Raw genomic sequence first — 18,942 nt, 5'->3', positions numbered from 1 at the left:
GGGCTGGAAATTAACTTACAATTTCAGCGCTCTCCAATACGGCATGAAGAAGCACATCAGCGCCAGCCGATGCCCATTCCTTTGAGATTTCTTCGTCTTCGTTGTGGCTCAAGCCATCCACGCATGGACACATGACCATGGCGGTCGGTGCAACACGATTGATCCAGCAGGCGTCGTGACCTGCGCCTGAAACGATGTTGCGGTGGCTGTAGCCAAGTCGTTCGGCTGCGTTGCGGATTGCCGTGACGCAGCCTTCATCGAAAGTGACGGGATCGAAATGTCCGGCCACTTCAATTTCTATACCGATACCGAGGTCTTCGGCGATTTTTGGCGCTTCCGTTTCAAAGCGGGCTTTCATGGTATCGAGTGTTTTCTGATCCGGCGAACGGAAATCGACGGTGAAAACGATTTGGCCCGGCAGCACATTACGGGAGTTTGGCGAGACTTCGATATGGCCTACGCCACCTACAGCATCAGGCTGATAGTCCATCGCAATTTCGTTGACGAGCTGCAACAGCTTGCCCAAGCCAAGGCTGGCATTCCTGCGCATCTTCATCGGCGTCGAGCCGGTATGCGCTTCTTTGCCGGTCAGCGTAACCTGCAACCACCATAGTCCCTGACCATGGGTGACAACGCCAATATCCTTGTTTTCAATCTCCAGGATCGGGCCCTGTTCGATGTGGAGTTCGAACATCGAATGGATTTTGCGCTTGCCAACCGGCTCGTCACCCTTCCAGCCAATACGCTCCAGCTCGTCGATGAATTTCTTGCCTTTGGCGTCCGTGCGCTCATAGGCCCAGTCCTGCTCAAGCTCTCCCGCGAAGACGCCGGAAGCGAGCATTGCAGGTGCAAACCGCGTGCCTTCTTCATTGGTCCAGTTGACCACGACAATCGGGCGCTTTGTCTTGATGTTTGTGTCGTTCAATGTGCGCATGACTTCAAGTCCGCCCAGCACACCAAGAACGCCGTCATATTTGCCGCCTGTCGGCTGCGTGTCGAGATGACTGCCCATATAGACCGGATCGGCATCCGCATCTTCGCCGGCGCGCAGAAAGAACATGTTGCCCATCGTGTCGACGGTCATCGACAGTCCGGCCTGTTCGCACCATTTCTGAAAAAGCTGGCGGCCTTCGGCATCTTCATCGGTCAGCGTCTGACGATTATTGCCACCACGCAGACCGGGGCCAATCTTGGCCATATCCATAAGGCTGTCCCACAGCCTGTCGCCATTGACCTTGAGATTACTGGAGAGCACCATATGCTCTGCCTCCACATTTGCAAGCATGCAATAACAGCGGCATTGCTGCCAGCGCTTCGCATGTTATGTTGTTCCCGCGACCCGGCTCTCTGGCCTCAATCTTCTTGCCGTATTTGCAAAAACTTGACTAGTTGGTCAAAATGCAGGCTAGAAGAGCGTTCGGCACTGGTCAAGCGGTTTTAAGAAATTTTGCCTTACAAGAAGGTGCTAAATGGTCACAGATGCGGAACCTATTACGGAAAGCGAGCCTCTTGAAAAGACAGAGGGCTCAACGCGAATCCAGAGCATCAATCGTAAGCTTATTCTTGACGCTGCACTGGAAGTTTTTTCAGCTTACGGGTTTCGTGGCGCAACGATTGACCAGATTGCCGAGAAGGCGGGTATGTCGAAGCCTAACATTCTCTATTATTTCCCGCGAAAGCAAAATATCTACGTGACCGTGCTTCAGGACACGATGGTGGCTTGGATGGAGCCATTCGAGAATATTGATCCGGATGGGGATCCTCTTGAAGAGCTGCGCCGCTATATTGCGGTTAAGCTTGAGGTTTCGGTCAGGAAGCCGGAAGCATCGCGATTGTTTGCCAATGAAATTCTGCATGGCGCTCCGGCCATGTCGGAATTCCTGAATGGTCATCTGCGGGAGCTGGTTGATGAGAAGGCGGCAGTTATTCAGCATTGGATTGATCAGAAGCGGCTGGCGCCTATTGACCCCTATCACTTGATTTTCACCATCTGGGCTGTGACGCAACACTATGCCGATTTCGCGGTGCAGGTATCCGCACTTCTTGGCGCGCGCGCTGAAGCACCAGATTTCTATGCGCAAACGGTAAAGTCGATAAGCGCTCTTTTGCTTGACGGCATCCGTATTCGCGACGATGTTCCGACATCATGAATACGATTCTTATTGCAGCAGCCATTGTCCGCGATGAAGCGGGCCGTTTCCTCCTTGTGCGCAAGCGCGGCAGCGAGATTTTTTTTCAGCCCGGTGGCAAGATCGATGCAGGCGAGCAGCCCGCAAAAGCCCTTATCCGCGAAATAGAGGAAGAGCTTGGCATTCTGGTCGATGAAAGCCAGTTGCGCTATGCCGCACGCATGTCGGCGCCTGCCGCCAATGAAGTCGATTCGATCGTCGAAGCGGAGCTGTTCCATCTCACTTTGAGGGAAGGGCAGATACCCGCGGCGTCGAGTGAAATTGAAGAACTGATTTGGGTTGCGGCGGGTGATCAGTCACGCCCTGTTGCGCTGCTTTCGCAAAGCATTCAAGCACGGTTCTCTTAACCGGACTGCAAGCGCTTATTCGCAGATGAATAGGTTTTTCGTTTGCGCATTTATTCGCTTCCTCTTATCAGTCGGTGCGCGCCCTTAAGGCGCCACGTATGGGCTCTGGAGGAGATGGTTATGCAGCTTAAGGTAACTGATAGGCGCACACTTGGCCGAACCGGTCTGTCCGTAACAGCGCTTGGTCTGGGAACTGCACCTTTAGGCGGGCTTTATGCGCCTGTTTCCCGCGCTGATGCTGACGCTTTGCTGGAAGCCGGTTGGGACAGTGGTATCCGCTATTTCGACAGTGCCCCCATGTATGGTCTTGGTCGCAGCGAGCATCTGCTCGGCGATTTGCTGCGTGAAAAGAACGAGCGTGCAATTGTCTCCACCAAGGTCGGTCGCCTGATGACCAATGAGCGCGCTGGTCGCACGCTGCCGCCATCGCCGCCAAAAAATCCGCTCGATTCTGGCTGGCACAATGGGCTCAATTTCCGTGAGGTCTTTGATTACAGCTATGATGCTGTCATGCGCAGCTTCGATGACAGCCAGCAGCGTCTTGGCTTCCCCGAAATCGATCTGCTCTATGTCCATGACATTGGCCGCGTCACCCATGCTGACCGTCATGAGTTTTACTGGAACGCCCTGACCAAAGGCGGCGGTTTCCGCGCACTGACTGAGTTGCGCGACGCTGGCAATATCAAAGGTTTTGGTCTTGGCGTGAATGAATGGCAGGTCATTCGCGATGCCCTTGAAGAAGCCGACCTCGATTGTTCGCTTCTGGCTGGCCGCTATTCGCTTCTCGATCAGGTTTCGGAAAAAGAGTTTCTGCCGCTGGCGCAGAAGCGTGGCATGGCGCTGGTGATTGCGGGAGTGTTCAACTCCGGCATTCTGGCGGCACCGCGCGGTGGCGAGCAGAAATTCGATTATGCGGATGCGCCTGCTGAAATCATTGCACGTACTGACCGTCTGCATGATATTTGCGATGTGTATCATGTGCCGCTTGCCGCTGCCGCCATGCAGTTCCCGATGATGCATGAGGCCGTCAGCTCCATCCTGATTGGGGTCCGTTCGCCGGAACAGGTCAGGCAGAATGTTGTCTGGTTCGAGCAGTCGATACCGGACGAATTCTGGACGACACTTCGCTCGGAAGGTCTCATTTCCTAATCATGACATCCAAAATTCTCTGCGTTGGTGCCCTCACCATGGACACCATTTTTCGCCTTGATGTGCTGCCTCAAACGGCAGGCAAGTATCTGCCGCGTGAAGCTGTCGAAATCGCCGCTGGTATGGCTTCGAGTGCTGCCGCCGCCATTGCCAGGCTTGGCGGCGATGTGGCGCTGTGGGCTTCTGCGGGGATTGATCCGGTGGGGGATCGCGCTGTTGCAGAGCTTGAAGCCGAAGGCATAGATTGTGCCTATATCCGTCGGCTGGAAGGTGCGCGAACAGCATTTTCCTCAATTCTTGTTGATGCGAATGGTGAACGTATCATCGTACCGTTTTATGATCGTGCGCTTGCAAGCCCGTCGGACCAGATTCCGCCGATCGAAGCCGGAGTCTATGCGGCTGTGATGACGGATGTGCGCTGGCCATGGGCGGCTGAAACTGCACTGCGTGCAGCCCGCGATTCCGGTATTCCGGCAATATTGGATGCCGATACCGCACCTGTCGAACTGCTGGAAACCTTGCTGCCGCTGGCAACGCATATTGTTGCCTCAGAACCGGCTGCAATCAGTGTTGCGGGAACGCGGGATTTGCCTGAATGTGTCCGCATTTTAAGCAATCGTTATAATGTGTTCACGTCTGTCACGGCTGGCGCAGATGGCTGCTATTGGACGGAAGGCGCGGGCAAGCCGGTCTTCCATGTAGCGGGCTTCAAAGTCGATGCAGTGGATACGCTGGCCGCGGGCGATGTCTTCCATGGCGCCTTTGCGCATGGTCTTGTGGAAGGCAGAGAGATGACAGAGGTCATCCGTTTTGCCAATGCTGCTGCTGCCATCAAATGCGCACGCTTTGGCGGTCGCGCCGGTTCGCCAGACTATCAGCAAGTTCTTTCTTTCATCGAAACTGGCGTTGTTCCGGCCGATAAGCTGTAAAACTCCTCCCAAAATCGTGCGACCACGTCCTGAACCCGAATTGACTATTTACTAACATGTTAGCATGTGCCAACTTACAGTTCAAACTTGGGAGGAGCCAGTTTTGGCACATCATCATTCAGGGCAGGAGCGCTTTGGCCTCTCTGCGGCACTTACCACGCCATTCGATGCCGATGGCAAAATCGATGTCAGCCGTGCGCTGAAGCACGCACGCACGCGCCTTGATAATGGCTGCTCCAGCATCACTTTGTTTGGCACCACTGGCGAAGGTTCGTCGATTGCCGACGCAGAACGCACGGCGCTGCTTGATGCTTTCATCGCGGATGGTTTTCCGGCTGCAAATATTGTTGTCGGCGTCATGGAAAATTCGGTTGCGGATGCCGTGCTTCAATCCGCTGATGCGCTGCGTCGCGGTTGCAAGGCCATTCTTCTGGCGCCTCCTTCCTATTTCAAAAACCTGTCAGATGAGGGCCTGTTCAACTGGTTCTCGGCGGTTCTCAAAGGTTTGGGCGACAATGCGCGCAGCATCATTCTTTACAATATCCCGTCGGTGACGGCGGTTGAATTATCGGTCGATCTCATCACCCGTCTGCGAGATGCCTTTGGTGGCGTCATCACCGGCGTGAAAGATTCCTCCGGCAATTGGTCCTATACGGAGAAGCTGCTTGCAGCCCACAAGGACATTGCGATCCTGATCGGCGATGAGCGTGATCTCGCAGCCGGTGTGCGGCTTGGCGGAAAGGGTGCGATTTCCGGTATGGCCAATCTGTTCCCGGATCGCCTTCTACGCATGATCAATGAAGGGCAGGATGATCATGAGCTGGTTGGCGCCGTTCAGCAATTGTTGAACTATCCGGTAACGCCAGCGGTCAAGGCGATGGTCGCCCGTCATACGGGTGACGGGGAGTGGCGTCGTGTCCGTGCACCTCTGGTTTCGCTCAATGATGCGGACTTCGATGCAATTGGCGGTGTATTCGACCGTTTGCATATGGCAAAAGCGGCTTAAAGCGCATCCTGTTAAGTGTGGAGCGGTTTTCAGACAAGATGCGCGTGGAAAAAATCATTCGAGAGCTGAATCTGATGAAATCAGATTGAAAAGCGTTCTAATGTCTTCATAAGCGTTGATAACAAACAAAAGGAATGGCTTTGGCAGACGATCACAACGAACCGGTAAAATTGCGCGACAAAGCTTATCAGAGCTTCACCGAGCATTTGCTGGCGCGTGATTTTCATCCGGGCCAGTTCGTTTCGCAGCGGCAGCTTGTCGCCATGACGGGCTTGCCGCTCGGCGCGATCCGCGAACTCATTCCGCGTCTGGAAACGGAAGGTCTGATCAAGACCGTGCCGCAGCGCGGACTGCAGATCGCCCATATTGATCTCAATTTGATCCGCGAAGCCTTTCAATTTCGCCTTTTCATAGAGAAAGAGTCCGTGGCAATTTTCTGCCAGTCTGCGTCTGATGATTTGCTGCGTTCGCTGCGTGCTGAACATGAAGACACGCTCAATCGCGCAATGAAGGAAGGCGAAACGCCGGAACTTGAAAAAAAGGCGCAGAATATCGACTGGAGCCTGCATGATACGATTGTTGGCTCGCTCGGCAATGAAATCATTTGGCGTGCCTATCAGACCAACACGATCAAGATGCGCCTGATCAATCAGGAACGCTTTCGTATCACTGGACGCGTGATCCCGGTCATGCAGGAGCATTTGACCGTGTTGAGCGCCATTGAGACACGCGATCCGCAGACTGCGATGGATGCCATCGCCGTTCACATCAACAACGCACGGAAGCTGGCTTTGCATATATGAGTATGATGGTTGGGCGAGAGGAGTCGCCTGGCTGAAAACACATTAGGGGAGGAGTAAACAATGAAACTATTTCATCCGACACGCCGCCAGTTCATGGCTGGAACGGCAGCAATCGCTGCTTCCGGTATCACGGGTTTCACGCCGTCTTTTGCCCAGTCAGGTGTTGACTGGAAAAAATATGCAGGCACAACGCTTGAAGTGAACCTGATCAAAAGTCCGCGTGGCGAACTCCTTCAGAAACACCAGAAGGAATTCGAAGACCTCACCGGTATCAAGGTCAATTCCGAGCAGATGCCGGAACAGCAGCAACGCCAGAAGGCCGTTATCGAGTTGACTTCGGGGCGTCCGAGTTTCGACGTCATCCACATCAGCTATCACGTTCAGAAGCGGCAGTTTGAAAAAGGCGGCTGGCTCGCCGATCTCAACCCATTTTTGAAAGACCCGACGCTGACCGATGCGTCGCTTACAGAAGATGATTTTGCAAGCGCTGGTCTGACTTTCGCGAAGGATGCCAATGGCCGCTTTGGTGCGCTGCCATTCTCGGTCGATTACTGGATCATCTATTATAATAAGGACCTCTTTGCGGAGAAGGGCCTTGAATTCCCGAAGACCTTTGAAGAACTGGTTACAACCGCTGAAGCCCTGACCGATCCGTCGACAAGAACCTATGGTTTCGTTGCACGCGGCATGAAGAATGCCAATGCGCCGGTATTCACCAGCCTCATGCTTGGCTATGGCAAGCAGTCGGTCGATGGTGATGGCAATGTCCAGACGGATTCACCGGAAGGTATCGAAGCGGCCAAGCTTTATCAGCGTCTGATGACCAAATCAGCACCTCCTGGCGTTGCTGGTTTTAACTGGGCAGAATGCCAGTCAAATTTCCTGCAAGGGCGCGTCGGCATGTGGCTCGACGGTATCGGCTTTGCACCGCCGCTTGAAGATCCGAACAAGTCGCGCGTTGTCGGCAAGGTTGGTTATGGCGTCATGCCCGCAGGCCCGAATGCACAGGCGGCACCGACGACAGGCGACGGCATCGGTGTGACCGAAGCTTCCAAGAACAAGGAAGCCGCATATCTTTATTGCCAATGGGCCATTTCCAAGGAAATGGGTGCGCGGCTTTTGCAGTCGGGTTCGGGTGTCCCGTTCCGCAAGTCGATCATTGACGACGAAGCGGTGCGCAAGGGCGTCACCATGCCGGAAGGTTGGGTGGAAGCGCTCTCGCAGTCCGCGCCGATCAGCCAGCTTTGCCTGCCGGTCATCGTGCCTGTTACGGAATTCCGCGACATCATCGGTGTTGGCCTCACCAATCTGTTGAATGGTGCAGATGCAGAAACTGAAATGAAACGCGCGACGGAAGAATTCCGTCCGGTCCTCGCACGGAGCGAAGGGAAATGACATCTGCCGCCCCGATAGGTGCAAAAACAGGAGCAGCCACAACGGCTGGTCCTGCCACCCGGCACGCCAAAAATCGTCTCAGACCGAGCTATTGGCCGTTCGTTCTTCCAGCCTTGATCACTGTCGGGGCGGTGATCGTTTTCCCATGGGTATTCACCCTCTGGATGAGTGGAAACCAGTGGCAGCTTGGTGGTGAGCAGAGCTTTGTCGGCTTGGACAATTATCTGCGTCTCGCAGCCGACATGCGCTTCTGGGAATCCATGTGGCATACGGCTGTCTATACCGTTCTGTCGGTCGTTGCCCCGATGATTCTAGGCACGATTGCAGCACTGGTCTTTGATAGCAAATTGCCGATGCGTGGGCTGTTGCGCGGTATTTTCGTGATGCCGATGATGGCAACGCCGGTTGCCGTCGCCCTTGTCTGGACGATGATGTACCACCCGCAGCTTGGCGTGCTCAACTATCTTCTGTCGCTGATTGGTATTCCGCCGCAGGAATGGATTTTTAATCAGAGCACGGTCATCCCGTCGCTGGTGCTGGTTGAAACCTGGCAATGGACGCCGCTGGTGATGCTGATCGTCCTTGGCGGCCTTGCCTCCATGCCGCGCGATCCGTTTGAAAGTGCGGAAATCGATGGCGCCAATGGCTGGCAGAAGTTCCGTTACATCACTCTGCCGATGATCCTGCCCTTTATCATGGTGGCCGTCATCATCCGCTCGATCGATGCGCTCAAAAGCTTCGACATCATCTATGCGATGACGCAGGGCGGGCCCGGAACAGCATCGGAAACGATCAATATCTATCTCTATAATGTGGCGTTTTCCTACTATGACATTGGCTATGGCTCTGCGATTGCCGTGGTGTTCTTCATTGTCATTATCGCCATGTCGATGATCCTTCTGGCCCTGCGCCAGCGGACCAAGTGGAACTCTTGAGGACCGACCATGGCACGCAAGTCAATTCTTTCAAAGCTTGGCACGGCACTCATGGTTTTTGTCATCGTGTCGCCCGCAATCTTCTTCTTCGTCTGGATGTTGTCGCTTTCATTGAAATATGAAATCGACAACGGCGCTTATCCGCCAATCCTGATCCCGGACCGTATCGCATGGTCAAACTATACCGGGATTTTCGAAACCAACGATTTTCTGCGTTATTTCTGGAACAGTATTCTGGTCACAGGAACCGCGACCTTGCTGGCATTGCTGGTCGGTGTTCCGGCGGGCTATGGCATTGCGCGGTTGCGCGCCAACAAGTCGGCAATCGTGATCATGATTGCGCGTATGACCCCGGGCCTGTCTTACCTGATCCCGCTGTTTCTTTTGTTCCAGACGCTTGGTCTTCTCGGAACCCTCTGGCCGCAGATCATCATCCATCTGGTCGTCACCGTTCCAATCGTGATCTGGATCATGATCGGCTATTTCGAGACAACACCGTTGGAGCTTGAAGAAGCAGCCATTATCGATGGCGCGTCTTCGTGGCAGGTGTTCATGAAAGTGGCACTCCCGATTGCCAAGCCCGGCGTTGTGGTGTCGCTCATCCTCGCGGTGATCTTTTCGTGGAACAACTTCGTCTTCGGCATCGTACTCGCAAGCCGCGAGACACGCACTCTTCCGGTGGCTGTCTACAATATGCTGTCCTTTGAACAGGTCAGCTGGGGTCCGCTTGCAGCCGCTGCCCTCGTGGTCACATTGCCGGTTCTGTTGCTAACCGTTTTCGCACAGCGCCAGATCGTTGCAGGTCTGACCGCAGGCGCCGTCAAATAAGAGTTGGGGTTCAAGATGGCATCTGTATCCATCCGAAATGCAGTCAAGAAATATGGCAATGTCGGCGTTCTGCATGGCGTGTCAGTGGATATTGAGGACGGCGAATTTGTCGTGCTGGTCGGCCCGTCGGGCTGCGGAAAATCCACGCTTCTACGCATGATTGCAGGGCTTGAGGAAATAAGCGACGGCGAAATCTCCATTGGTCCGCGCGTGGTCAATGACCTGCGCGCCAAGGAACGCGACATCGCCATGGTGTTCCAGAATTATGCGCTCTATCCGCATATGACGGTGGCCGACAATATGGGCTTCGCGCTCATGCTGAAAAACGCGCCAAAGGAAGAACGTGAAAGCCGCGTTAATCGTGCATCCGAAATCCTTGGTCTCAACAAGCTGCTCGACCGCTTTCCACGCCAGCTTTCCGGCGGTCAGCGTCAGCGTGTGGCTATGGGCCGTGCGATTGTTCGCGATCCGCAAGTGTTCTTGTTTGACGAACCGCTTTCCAACCTCGATGCCAAATTGCGCGTGCAGATGCGCGGTGAGATCAAGGGCCTGCATCAGCGTCTCAAGACCACCACGATTTATGTGACCCACGATCAGATCGAAGCCATGACCATGGCTGACAAGATCGTCGTCATGCGCGATGGCCTGGTGGAGCAGATCGGCGCTCCGCTCGATTTGTATGACCGTCCGGCCAATATGTTTGTGGCTGGCTTCATCGGTTCGCCATCAATGAACTTCGTCAACGGCAAGTTCGAAGAAGGTTCGTTCGTGGCCGATGGCGGCTTCCGTATGCCCTTGCCTCAAGGCGATTATGCAAATCTCTCGGGCAAGGCCGTTTATGGTGTGCGCCCTGAGCATATGAAGATTGCCGAGCAGGGCGTGCCGGTGACAGTCGAAATCGTTGAGCCGACCGGTTCGGAAATTATGGTCATGGGCAAGCTTGGCGAACAGCCGATTACCTGCCTGTTCCGCGAACGCCTGACAGTGCGTCCAGGCGATGTGCTGACCATCGCGATTGATCCGGCAACAAGCCATGTGTTTGAGCCGGAAAAAGGCATGCGCGTGAGCCGTTAAACATCAAAAACGCCGGGGGAAACCCCGGCGTCTTTGTTTTATTCGGCCGCTTCCTTGACGGCCATCGGATTGTTCGGATGTGTCGTCCAGTTGGCATATTCTGCCGGGATCGGTGCCTTGGTGCGCGGATCGAAATCACCGATCTGCTCCATGGTGATACAATCCTCGACCGGGCAGACATTGACACAAAGATTGCAGCCAACGCATTCCTCATCGATCACTTCAAAGTGTCGTGCACCATTCACCAGATTGGTGATTGCCTGATGCGAGGTATCTTCGCAGGCAATATGGCAACGACCGCACTTGATGCACGAATCCTGATCAATCCGCGCCTTGGTGACATAATTGAGGTTGAGATACTGCCAGTCACTGACATGTCCCACCGCCATGCCCCGGAAATCATCAATCGTCTGATAACCCTTGCTGTCCATCCAGTCGGAAAGGCCATCGATCATTTCTTCAACGACCTTGAATCCATAGGTCATTGCAGCCGTACAGACCTGAACGGTGCCGCAGCCGAGCGCAATAAACTCTGCCGCATCGCGCCAGGTGGTAATGCCGCCAATGCCTGAAATCGGCAGGCCATAGGTTTCGGGATCGCGTGCAATTTCCGCCACCATATTAAGCGCAATTGGCTTGACGGCTGGCCCGCAATAACCGCCATGGCTACCGCGTCCGTCAATGGAGGGCACCGGCGACATGCTGTCCAAATCAACCGACACAATCGAATTGATCGTGTTGATCAGTGACACGGCATCGGTGCCATTGGCCTTAGCGCCACGCGCAGGCTTGCGAATATCGGTGATGTTTGGCGTCAGCTTGGTGATCACCGGCATCCGGCTATATTGCTTGCACCATTTCACAACCATGCCGACATATTCCGGCACCTGACCGACAGCCGCACCCATGCCGCGTTCGCTCATGCCGTGCGGACAGCCGAAGTTCAGTTCAATGCCATCTGCACCCGTTTCTTCGACCAAAGGCAGAATGGCCTTCCACGCCTCTTCTTCGCATGGCACCATGATCGAAGCGATCAATGCGCGGTCGGGCCAGCGCATCTTCACTTCTTTCATTTCGCGAAGGTTCACTTCAAGCGGACGATCTGTGATCAGCTCGATATTGTTAAGACCCAGCAGACGCCGGTCAGCACCATGGATAGCGCCATAGCGCGGACCATTGACGTTGACCACCGGCGGGCCTTCAGCGCCAAGTGTTTTCCAGACAACGCCACCCCAGCCGGCTTTGAAAGCACGCTCGACATTATATGCTTTGTCGGTCGGCGGAGCCGATGCCAGCCAGAACGGGTTTGGCGACTTGATACCGAGGAAGTTCGTTGAAAGATCAGCCATGTTTACTCTCCTCAGCCCTGTTCCTGGCCCAAAGGCACACTGCGGTCACGGTGAGCCGACGGGTTGGGCGCATGAAGCGCGCCGCCGGAGAGCACCGCATCGGCAAAACCTTCAATTGCTTCGGGACGTTTTGTCAGCGTCGCGTGGATAGATTCGGCAGCAACTTTGCCGTCTTCCACCGATGCAACGGTCAGATCCTGACCACCTGCAACGCAGTCGCCCCCCGCCCAAATCCCTTCAACGGATGTGCGACGCTCATCATCGACGCTGATGCGCCCTTTGGAGAGTCCAATGCCTGAGCCTGCAATTGGCTCTGGTTCAAACTTCTGACCAATAGCCTTGAATACCTGATCGGCTTCGAGAATGAGATATTCGCCAGTGCCGGAAAGCTTGCCGCTATCGGCATTGGTATATTCAAACACAACGGCATTGACGGTGCCGTCTTCGCTGCGCTCTAAGGCGTGTGGCTGCAACCAGTGGCGGATAACCACACCGTGAATCTGTGCCAGTTCCTGCTCATAGGCGCTGGCGTTCATGCTTTCCTGACCGCGACGATAAACGATTGTCACGTTTTCAGCGCCGAGCTTCTTGGTCTGAATGGCAACGTCCACTGCGGTCATGCCGCCACCGATAACCACCACATTGCGGCCAACGGGCAGAGAGGAAAGATCTTTTGCCTGACGCAGATTTGCAATGTAATCCACCGCATCAATCACATTGGGCGCATCTTCGCCCACAAGTCCGAGATCATTGACGCCCGGCATCCCCATGCCGAGGAAAACGGCATCAAAGCCCGCCTTCAGCGCTTCAATCGTGATGTCCTGACCGAGCGTCTGGTTATATTCGATATTGATGGCACCGATTTTCAGCACGAATTCCAATTCGCGCTGGGCGAAATTATTGACTGTCTTATAGGCGGCAATACCATATTCATTCAGACCGCCGCCCTTGGGTCGCGCTTCAAATATCGTCACCCTAGACCCAAGCATCGCAAGGCGGTGCGCCGCGGAAAGACCTGCCGGACCTGCGCCAACAATCGCGATATGCTTGCCTGTGTCGGGCGCGCGCTTGAATGGATGATTGCCGGTTTCCATCAGAACATCAGTGGCATAGCGCTGCAATTGGCCAATTTTGACCGGCTTGCCTTCCGAAGTCTCGCGAACACAGACTTCTTCGCAGAGCGTTTCGGTCGGACAGACGCGGGCGCACATGCCACCCAGAATGTTCTCTGAAAGAATGGTCTTCGCCGCACCAATGGCATTGCCAGTGTTAATCTGGCGAATGAAACGCGGAATATCGATGCTGGTCGGACACGCATTCATGCAAGGCGCATCATAGCAATAATAGCAGCGGTCAGATTCAACGAGGGCTTCATGCTTGTTCAGCGGCGGATGCAGATCATCGAAAACATGCGCATAGTCGGCCTTATCCAACCGCGAGCCGTGAATATCAGGCCCGTTCGCGTGTCCCGGATTATCAATTGCATCAATAGGCGAATTCTCTGCTGATCTCATAGATCGCATCTCCCATTTTTGCTTGTTCAGGCGCGGGTTCCCTTTGCGCACCATAAACTGATTTCCGGGCTGCGATCTTTGCCGTCGCGTGGTGCCCGTTACTGACAGGATGACAGATTTTCACGTAAGGTCAAATTTTTTATCATCTGGTCAATTTATGAGAATTACTTACCAGAAATACCAAAGGCCCGGCTCAGGAAGCACGGGCCTTTGACATTGAACTCAAATGGAAATCAGAGGCGATCGGACTTGAGACCACTTGGTGCTGGTTCTGTTGTCGCTTCCGCGTCCGGGAAAGCCTCAGCTTCTTTTGGTAGCGACGGGCGCGAGCTTAACACCAGCGCACAGCCAGCGATGATGACGGCAGCACCGACAAACTGGATGAGGGAGAGCTGCTCTTTGAGGAACACCGCACCAACCAGAACCGCAATCACTGTGACCGCAAATTCGACGCTGATCGCTTTTGTAGGTCCGACATTTCCGACCAGTCTGAAATAAAGCACATAGGTGAGGGCGCTCATCACGCAGGCAGAGATCAGCAGATAAACAACATCAACCAGTCCCGGCATGGTCGGCACAGGAATGGCAACGATCAGCGGCAAAGTCAGGATGCCGCCAAACACGAATGCGCCAATGGTGGTTTCCCACGAGCCGGTGCCGGACAGGCGGCGGCTGGCGTAATTGCTGCCGAAAGCTGCCGAGAAACAGGAAAAAAGCACCGCAATGCAACCCATGATGAATTCAGGCGTAACGGCAACAGCCGGGAAGCCAACAAGCAACACAATACCGGTGACGCCAAGCAACAGGCCGATCAGTCCGCGCGTCGTGATGCGTTCAAGCCCCCAGAGCTGGCTGATAACCATTGAGAAAAGCGGAATCGATGCAACGCAGATTGCGGCCATCGCCGTTCCGATCAGTGGTGTGCCATAGGAAAGGCCGATCAGCTGGCCCGCGACAGTTGTGGCACCAACAATGGCAAAAGGTTTCCAGCCAGCTTGAAAATCAAGCTTGCGCCCGGATAGTTTTGCAATCGCAAAAAGAGTTCCTGCGGCAATGAAAGAGCGGAAGGCGACCGCACCAACCCAGCCAAAGGCTTCGACCACACGCAGCACCACGAGGAACGATAGTCCCCATGCGATAGCAAGAAAAATATAGGTCGCGGTGTCTCTGGGCTTCATGCCGATAGGCCTTGTTACAGTTTATGCGTTATCGACTATCTCATAACAGCAAAAAGCAAAAACGCTTTCCCATCTGTTCTCATACCATCTTGGAATGAAATTATGCCGTTTTTGCAGCGGCATTTTGTGCCGCTTTTTGTGCTGCCGCAGTACCAATGTTGGCAAAGAAGCGGTCTGCAATCTTGCGGGCGACAGAACCGAGAAGCTTCGACCCAAGCTGGGCGATCTTGCCCCCGGCATCGCCACGGATCACATAGCTGAGGATCGTATCGTTATTGTCTTCCGTCAGAGTAACGTCGGTATCGCCATGCGCAAATCCTGCAATCGACCCTTCGCCGCGCCCGGAAATCGTGTAGGAAGCCGGTGGGTTCATGTTGGAGAGTTCGAGCATTCCGTGGAAACGGACTTTGATAACGCCGAGGCTGACTTTCAGCGCCGCTCGAATTTCTGTTTCAGAGACACGTTCGAGATCTTCGCAGCCGGGAATACAGCTTTTCAACGTTTCGATGTCATTGAGTGCGTCCCAGACGGCCTGCCGGGGTGCGCTGATTCTTTCTTCTCCGACGAGGTCCATGCTTTGACTAAACTCCTGATCAACCTAAATTGATGCATATGCATATATGGAACCACATCAAAAGGAAAATTTATGTAATTTAACGGATGCAATTCTTGAATAAAGTGCTTAATTATCCGCAATTAAATCGATTTGATTGACTGGGAGTACCATCATGGCAAGAGACGCGGCGAAGCTGGAAGCAACGGTCGCAAAGCTGAAGAAGCACTGGGCGGAAGCAGCACCAAAAGACATGCGTGCGGCATTCAAAGCCGATCCTGGCCGTTTTGAGCGCTATTCGCTGTCGCTTGACGATCTGCTGTTTGACTGGTCGAAAGCCCGGGTCAATGACGAGACGGTTGCACTTCTGACCGAACTTGCGCAGGCGGCTGATGTTGAAGGCCGTCGTGCCGCCATGTTTGCAGGCGAACACATCAACAACACCGAAGATCGCGCTGTGCTGCATGTTGCCCTTCGCGACACCACGTCGAAGGAAGTGCTGGTTGATGGCCACAACGTGCTGCCCGACGTGAAGGAAGTTCTCGACCGCATGGCTGCCTTCTCTGATGGCATCCGTTCCGGTTCCATCAAGGGCGCGACCGGAAAGAAGATCACCGATATCGTCAATATCGGAATCGGCGGTTCCGATCTTGGTCCGGTCATGGCAACGATTGCGCTTTCACCCTATCATGACGGCCCGCGCGCCCATTATGTTTCGAACATCGATGGAGCGCACATTGCCGATACGCTCAACGTGCTTGATCCGGCAACGACGCTCATCATCGTAGCGTCGAAGACCTTCACCACCATCGAAACCATGACCAATGCGCAGACCGCACGCAAATGGGTTGCTGATGCACTGGGCGAAGACGCGGTAGGCGCACATTTTGCTGCCGTTTCAACCGCTCTTGATAAGGTCGCAGCCTTTGGCATTGGCGAAGAACGCGTTTTTGGCTTCTGGGATTGGGTTGGTGGCCGTTATTCAGTCTGGTCAGCGATTGGCTTGCCAGTGATGATCGCAATCGGCGCTGATAATTTCCGCAAATTCCTTGCGGGCGCGCATTCGATGGATGTGCATTTCCGCGACGCGCCGCTGGAAAAGAACCTGCCAATCTGGCTTGGCCTCATCGGCTATTGGCATCGCGCAATCTGCGATTATTCGAGCCGTGCTGTTATTCCATACGATCAGCGTCTGGCGCGTGTTCCGGCCTATCTCCAGCAACTCGATATGGAATCGAATGGCAAGAGTGTTACGGTTGACGGCAAGCCGGTTTCCGGTCCAACGGGTCCTGTTGTCTGGGGCGAACCCGGCACCAATGGTCAGCACGCCTTCTTCCAGCTTTTGCATCAGGGCACGGACACCATTCCGCTCGAATTCATCGTTGCGGCAAAGGGCCATGAAAAGCATCTCGATCATCAGCATGAAATGCTGCTCGCTAATTGCCTTGCGCAGTCGGAAGCCTTGATGAAGGGGCGCACGCTCGATGAAGCGCGTGCACAGTTGAAGGCCAAGAATCTGCCGGACGCAGAAGTTGAGCGCATTGCACCGCATCGCGTGTTCTCCGGCAACCGTCCGTCGCTGACACTGGTTCACGACAAGCTGGATCCGTTTGCATTTGGCCGCTTGATCGCTCTTTACGAACATCGCGTGTTCGTGGAAGCTCAGATTTTCGGCATCAATGCGTTTGACCAGTGGGGCGTGGAGCTTGGCAAGGAACTCGCAACCGAGCTTCTTCCGGTTGTTTCCGGTGCAGAATCCGCAGAAGGCAAAGACGCTTCGACGGTGGGTCTCGTTGCCCATTTGCATGCGCGCCGCAAAGCCTGATATTAAGGCAAATCAAGAAGGCAAGCCGGGCGCTATGCCCGGCTTTTTTTGTGCATCAAATGGGAACTGAAATGAAATCCGAGATTATCGAGTTTGCCGGCGACGTACCGGGTAACGCCATTGAACTGCGTGTGCTGCGTTTTGCAGGCAAAGACAGCGATGCGCCGACCGCCTATCTGCAATCTTCGCTGCATGGTGGCGAATTGCCGGGACAGGCTGCTTTGCATTTTCTCGTTCCGATGCTGAAAAAAGCATCGGAAGAAGGCCGCATACTCGGCAATATCACGGTGGTACCGCAGGCAAATCCGATTGGCTCCAACCAGTGGCAGGCGCATCAGCATCTGGGCCGTTTCGAGTTTTTCTCGGCGGTCAATTTCAACCGTGCTTTCCCGCTTCTGCCGGACTTCGACACAAGTGAACTCCCCGGCCCGGATGCGCCTGTGGCCCTTGCGCAGCGTTTAAAGAGCACGCTTTTGAAGCTTGCTCTCGAAAATGATATCGTGCTTGATCTTCATTGCGATGATGAGAGCGAAAGCTATGTCTATATCGCCAAGGAATTCGTGGAAGACATGAAGGATCTGGCCGTGGCACTCGGCTCAACCGCGATCCTTGCTTGGGATACGACCGCGGATGCAGCTTTCGAGGAAGCCTGCGCACATCCTGTTCTGCAATTGCCTGCTGACCAGCGCAATATGAAGCGCCGCGCTGTGACCACGGTCGAGTTCCGTGGTTTGAGCGATGTCTATGCCGATATGGGCAAGGGTGACGCCGAAGGCCTTTACAGGTTCCTCGTTCATCGCGGTGTGATCGTCGACGAAAGCGTAAAGCTTGCTCTCGAATACAATGGTCTGGTGACACCACTTGAAAATGTCGAAATGCTGCGCGCGCCGGAAGGTGGCATGGTGCTTTATCATGTTGCTCCGGGCGATGTGGTGGAAGCGGGCGCGAAGCTCGTCACTGTGGTGACAAGACCGGGTGAGCCGGAAGGTGACATAACGCTCACTGCGCCGCAGGCTGGCCGTATCCTCACACGTCGTTCGTTGCGCTATGTCCGGCGGGGTGATGATCTGCTGAAGCTGCTTGGCCCAAAACCATCTGCAGTCAAGAAGCGCGCCGGTGCGTTAGAGGCATGAGTGCATTACCTTCCTCAGAAAAGTTGAAATCAATCCGTGCCATCCTGTTTGACAAGGATGGCACGTTAATCGATTTCGATCGCACATGGTTTACCGTGTCATGGAGCCTTGCACAGCGAAGCGCCAATGGCGACGAACATCGTGCAAGATCGCTGCTCGACGCCGGTGGCTATGACTGGGAAGCGTCGCGTTTTCGCGCCAATTCAGTGATTGCAGCCGGTACGGTCGAAGACATTGTGCAGCTCTGGTATCCCGACATTGACGAAGCTGGTTTCCAAGCCAAGATAGCCGAATTTGACAGCTATACGGTTGCCGAAGGTGCGCGTTCTGCGGTGGCGATTGAAGGCCTGCGGGAGACCTTGGAGACCCTTCGCGAGATGGGCTTCATCCTTGGCATTGCCACCAATGATTCAGAAGCCGGCGCCCATGCGACTGCAAAGGCACTGGGTATTGACCATTTCTTTGATGTCGTAATCGGCTATGATACGGCGGCACGGCCCAAACCATATGCTGACCCGCTGCTTTACTTTGCTGAAAAGATCGGCCTTGAACCTGGCGCAATTGCCATGGTCGGCGATAATCTCCACGATCTTGAAACGGCACAGGCGGCAAAAGCGGGTCTTGGTGTTGGCGTCTTATCCGGCAACAGCCCACGCGAAGCGCTGGAGCCGCATGCCGATGTGGTGCTTGAATCCATTGCAGACTTGCCAGCTTTGTTTAAATAAAATGAAAAGG

General features: G+C 54.5%; 18 protein-coding genes. 13 read left to right on the top strand and 5 right to left on the bottom strand.

Going from position 1 to position 18,942, the window contains the following annotated elements; all coding sequences use genetic code 11:
- Nucleotides 1–10: 10 nt before the first annotated feature.
- Nucleotides 11–1,258 carry a Zn-dependent hydrolase gene (locus H5024_RS10960; protein WP_187546379.1) on the bottom strand — a complete coding sequence of 416 codons (1,248 nt, stop codon included), beginning with the start codon at nt 1,256–1,258 and terminating at the stop codon, nt 11–13.
- Between the two features lie 211 nt (nt 1,259–1,469).
- On the opposite strand from H5024_RS10960, the gene rutR reads away from it, so the two are divergent.
- The 10 genes from rutR to ugpC all read left to right on the top strand — a co-directional run bounded on the left by rutR (nt 1,470) and on the right by ugpC (nt 10,655).
- Nucleotides 1,470–2,150, top strand: a complete 681-nt coding sequence (gene rutR, locus H5024_RS10955) for an HTH-type transcriptional regulator RutR (RefSeq protein WP_187546376.1) — start codon at nt 1,470–1,472, stop codon at nt 2,148–2,150.
- Nucleotides 2,147–2,536: an NUDIX domain-containing protein gene (locus tag H5024_RS10950; protein ID WP_187546374.1), complete on the top strand. Its 390-nt coding sequence runs from the start codon at nt 2,147–2,149 to the stop codon at nt 2,534–2,536. Before rutR ends, H5024_RS10950 begins: the two co-directional genes overlap by 4 nt.
- Nucleotides 2,537–2,656: 120 nt before the next feature.
- Nucleotides 2,657–3,685, top strand: a complete 1,029-nt coding sequence (locus tag H5024_RS10945) for an aldo/keto reductase (RefSeq protein ID WP_187546372.1) — start codon at nt 2,657–2,659, stop codon at nt 3,683–3,685.
- A 2-nt stretch (nt 3,686–3,687) separates the two neighbouring features.
- Complete coding sequence (locus tag H5024_RS10940) at nt 3,688–4,614, top strand: PfkB family carbohydrate kinase (protein WP_187546370.1); 927 nt, start codon at nt 3,688–3,690, stop codon at nt 4,612–4,614.
- A gap of 103 nt (nt 4,615–4,717) precedes the next feature.
- On the top strand, nt 4,718–5,620 hold the full coding sequence (locus tag H5024_RS10935) for a dihydrodipicolinate synthase family protein (protein WP_187546369.1): 903 nt from the start codon (nt 4,718–4,720) through the stop codon (nt 5,618–5,620).
- Nucleotides 5,621–5,760: 140 nt separating this feature from the next.
- Nucleotides 5,761–6,423 carry a GntR family transcriptional regulator gene (locus H5024_RS10930; protein ID WP_187546368.1) on the top strand — a complete coding sequence of 221 codons (663 nt, stop codon included), beginning with the start codon at nt 5,761–5,763 and terminating at the stop codon, nt 6,421–6,423.
- Between the two features lie 60 nt (nt 6,424–6,483).
- On the top strand, nt 6,484–7,818 hold the full coding sequence (locus H5024_RS10925; RefSeq protein ID WP_187546367.1) for a sugar ABC transporter substrate-binding protein: 1,335 nt from the start codon (nt 6,484–6,486) through the stop codon (nt 7,816–7,818).
- Entirely contained in the window at nt 7,815–8,753 is a 939-nt protein-coding gene (locus H5024_RS10920) for a sugar ABC transporter permease (RefSeq protein WP_187546366.1), read from the top strand. Before H5024_RS10925 ends, H5024_RS10920 begins: the two co-directional genes overlap by 4 nt.
- Nucleotides 8,754–8,762: 9 nt before the next feature.
- The gene (locus tag H5024_RS10915) at nt 8,763–9,581 is read left to right on the top strand and encodes a carbohydrate ABC transporter permease (protein WP_187546364.1); all 819 of its coding nucleotides are present in this window, start codon (nt 8,763–8,765) and stop codon (nt 9,579–9,581) included.
- Between the two features lie 15 nt (nt 9,582–9,596).
- Complete coding sequence (gene ugpC, locus H5024_RS10910; protein WP_187546362.1) at nt 9,597–10,655, top strand: sn-glycerol-3-phosphate ABC transporter ATP-binding protein UgpC; 1,059 nt, start codon at nt 9,597–9,599, stop codon at nt 10,653–10,655.
- A gap of 38 nt (nt 10,656–10,693) precedes the next feature.
- Here the strand turns inward: ugpC and preA are convergent, their stop codons facing one another.
- The 4 genes from preA to H5024_RS10890 all read right to left on the bottom strand — a co-directional run bounded on the left by preA (nt 10,694) and on the right by H5024_RS10890 (nt 15,270).
- A complete protein-coding gene (preA, locus tag H5024_RS10905) occupies nt 10,694–12,004 on the bottom strand; it encodes an NAD-dependent dihydropyrimidine dehydrogenase subunit PreA (RefSeq protein WP_187546360.1) in 1,311 nt (436 codons plus the stop codon).
- Nucleotides 12,005–12,015: 11 nt separating this feature from the next.
- Nucleotides 12,016–13,527, bottom strand: a complete 1,512-nt coding sequence (locus H5024_RS10900; RefSeq protein ID WP_187546358.1) for an NAD(P)-dependent oxidoreductase — start codon at nt 13,525–13,527, stop codon at nt 12,016–12,018.
- Between the two features lie 224 nt (nt 13,528–13,751).
- Complete coding sequence (locus H5024_RS10895) at nt 13,752–14,696, bottom strand: EamA family transporter (RefSeq protein WP_187546355.1); 945 nt, start codon at nt 14,694–14,696, stop codon at nt 13,752–13,754.
- A 100-nt stretch (nt 14,697–14,796) separates the two neighbouring features.
- Nucleotides 14,797–15,270: a carbon monoxide dehydrogenase subunit G gene (locus H5024_RS10890; protein WP_187546353.1), complete on the bottom strand. Its 474-nt coding sequence runs from the start codon at nt 15,268–15,270 to the stop codon at nt 14,797–14,799.
- Nucleotides 15,271–15,424: 154 nt separating this feature from the next.
- Between H5024_RS10890 and pgi the strand changes: the two genes are divergently transcribed.
- The 3 genes from pgi (at nt 15,425) to H5024_RS10875 (ending at nt 18,932) form a co-directional block, all read left to right on the top strand.
- Nucleotides 15,425–17,074 (top strand): glucose-6-phosphate isomerase, encoded by a 1,650-nt coding sequence (gene pgi / locus H5024_RS10885; protein ID WP_187546351.1) that lies wholly within the window; start codon nt 15,425–15,427, stop codon nt 17,072–17,074.
- Between the two features lie 71 nt (nt 17,075–17,145).
- Nucleotides 17,146–18,207, top strand: coding sequence for a succinylglutamate desuccinylase/aspartoacylase family protein (locus H5024_RS10880; protein WP_187546348.1), 1,062 nt, complete (start codon nt 17,146–17,148; stop codon nt 18,205–18,207).
- The gene (locus H5024_RS10875) at nt 18,204–18,932 is read left to right on the top strand and encodes an HAD family hydrolase (protein WP_187546346.1); all 729 of its coding nucleotides are present in this window, start codon (nt 18,204–18,206) and stop codon (nt 18,930–18,932) included. The genes H5024_RS10880 and H5024_RS10875 overlap by 4 nt, the downstream gene beginning before the upstream one ends.
- The last annotated feature ends 10 nt before the right edge of the window (nt 18,933–18,942 follow it).

It is taken from the genome of Ochrobactrum sp. Marseille-Q0166 (assembly GCF_014397025.1).
Lineage (GTDB): Bacteria > Pseudomonadota > Alphaproteobacteria > Rhizobiales > Rhizobiaceae > Brucella.
The sequence above is the reverse complement of the archived record's forward strand: the minus strand, read 5'-3'. Positions and strand labels throughout refer to the sequence as shown.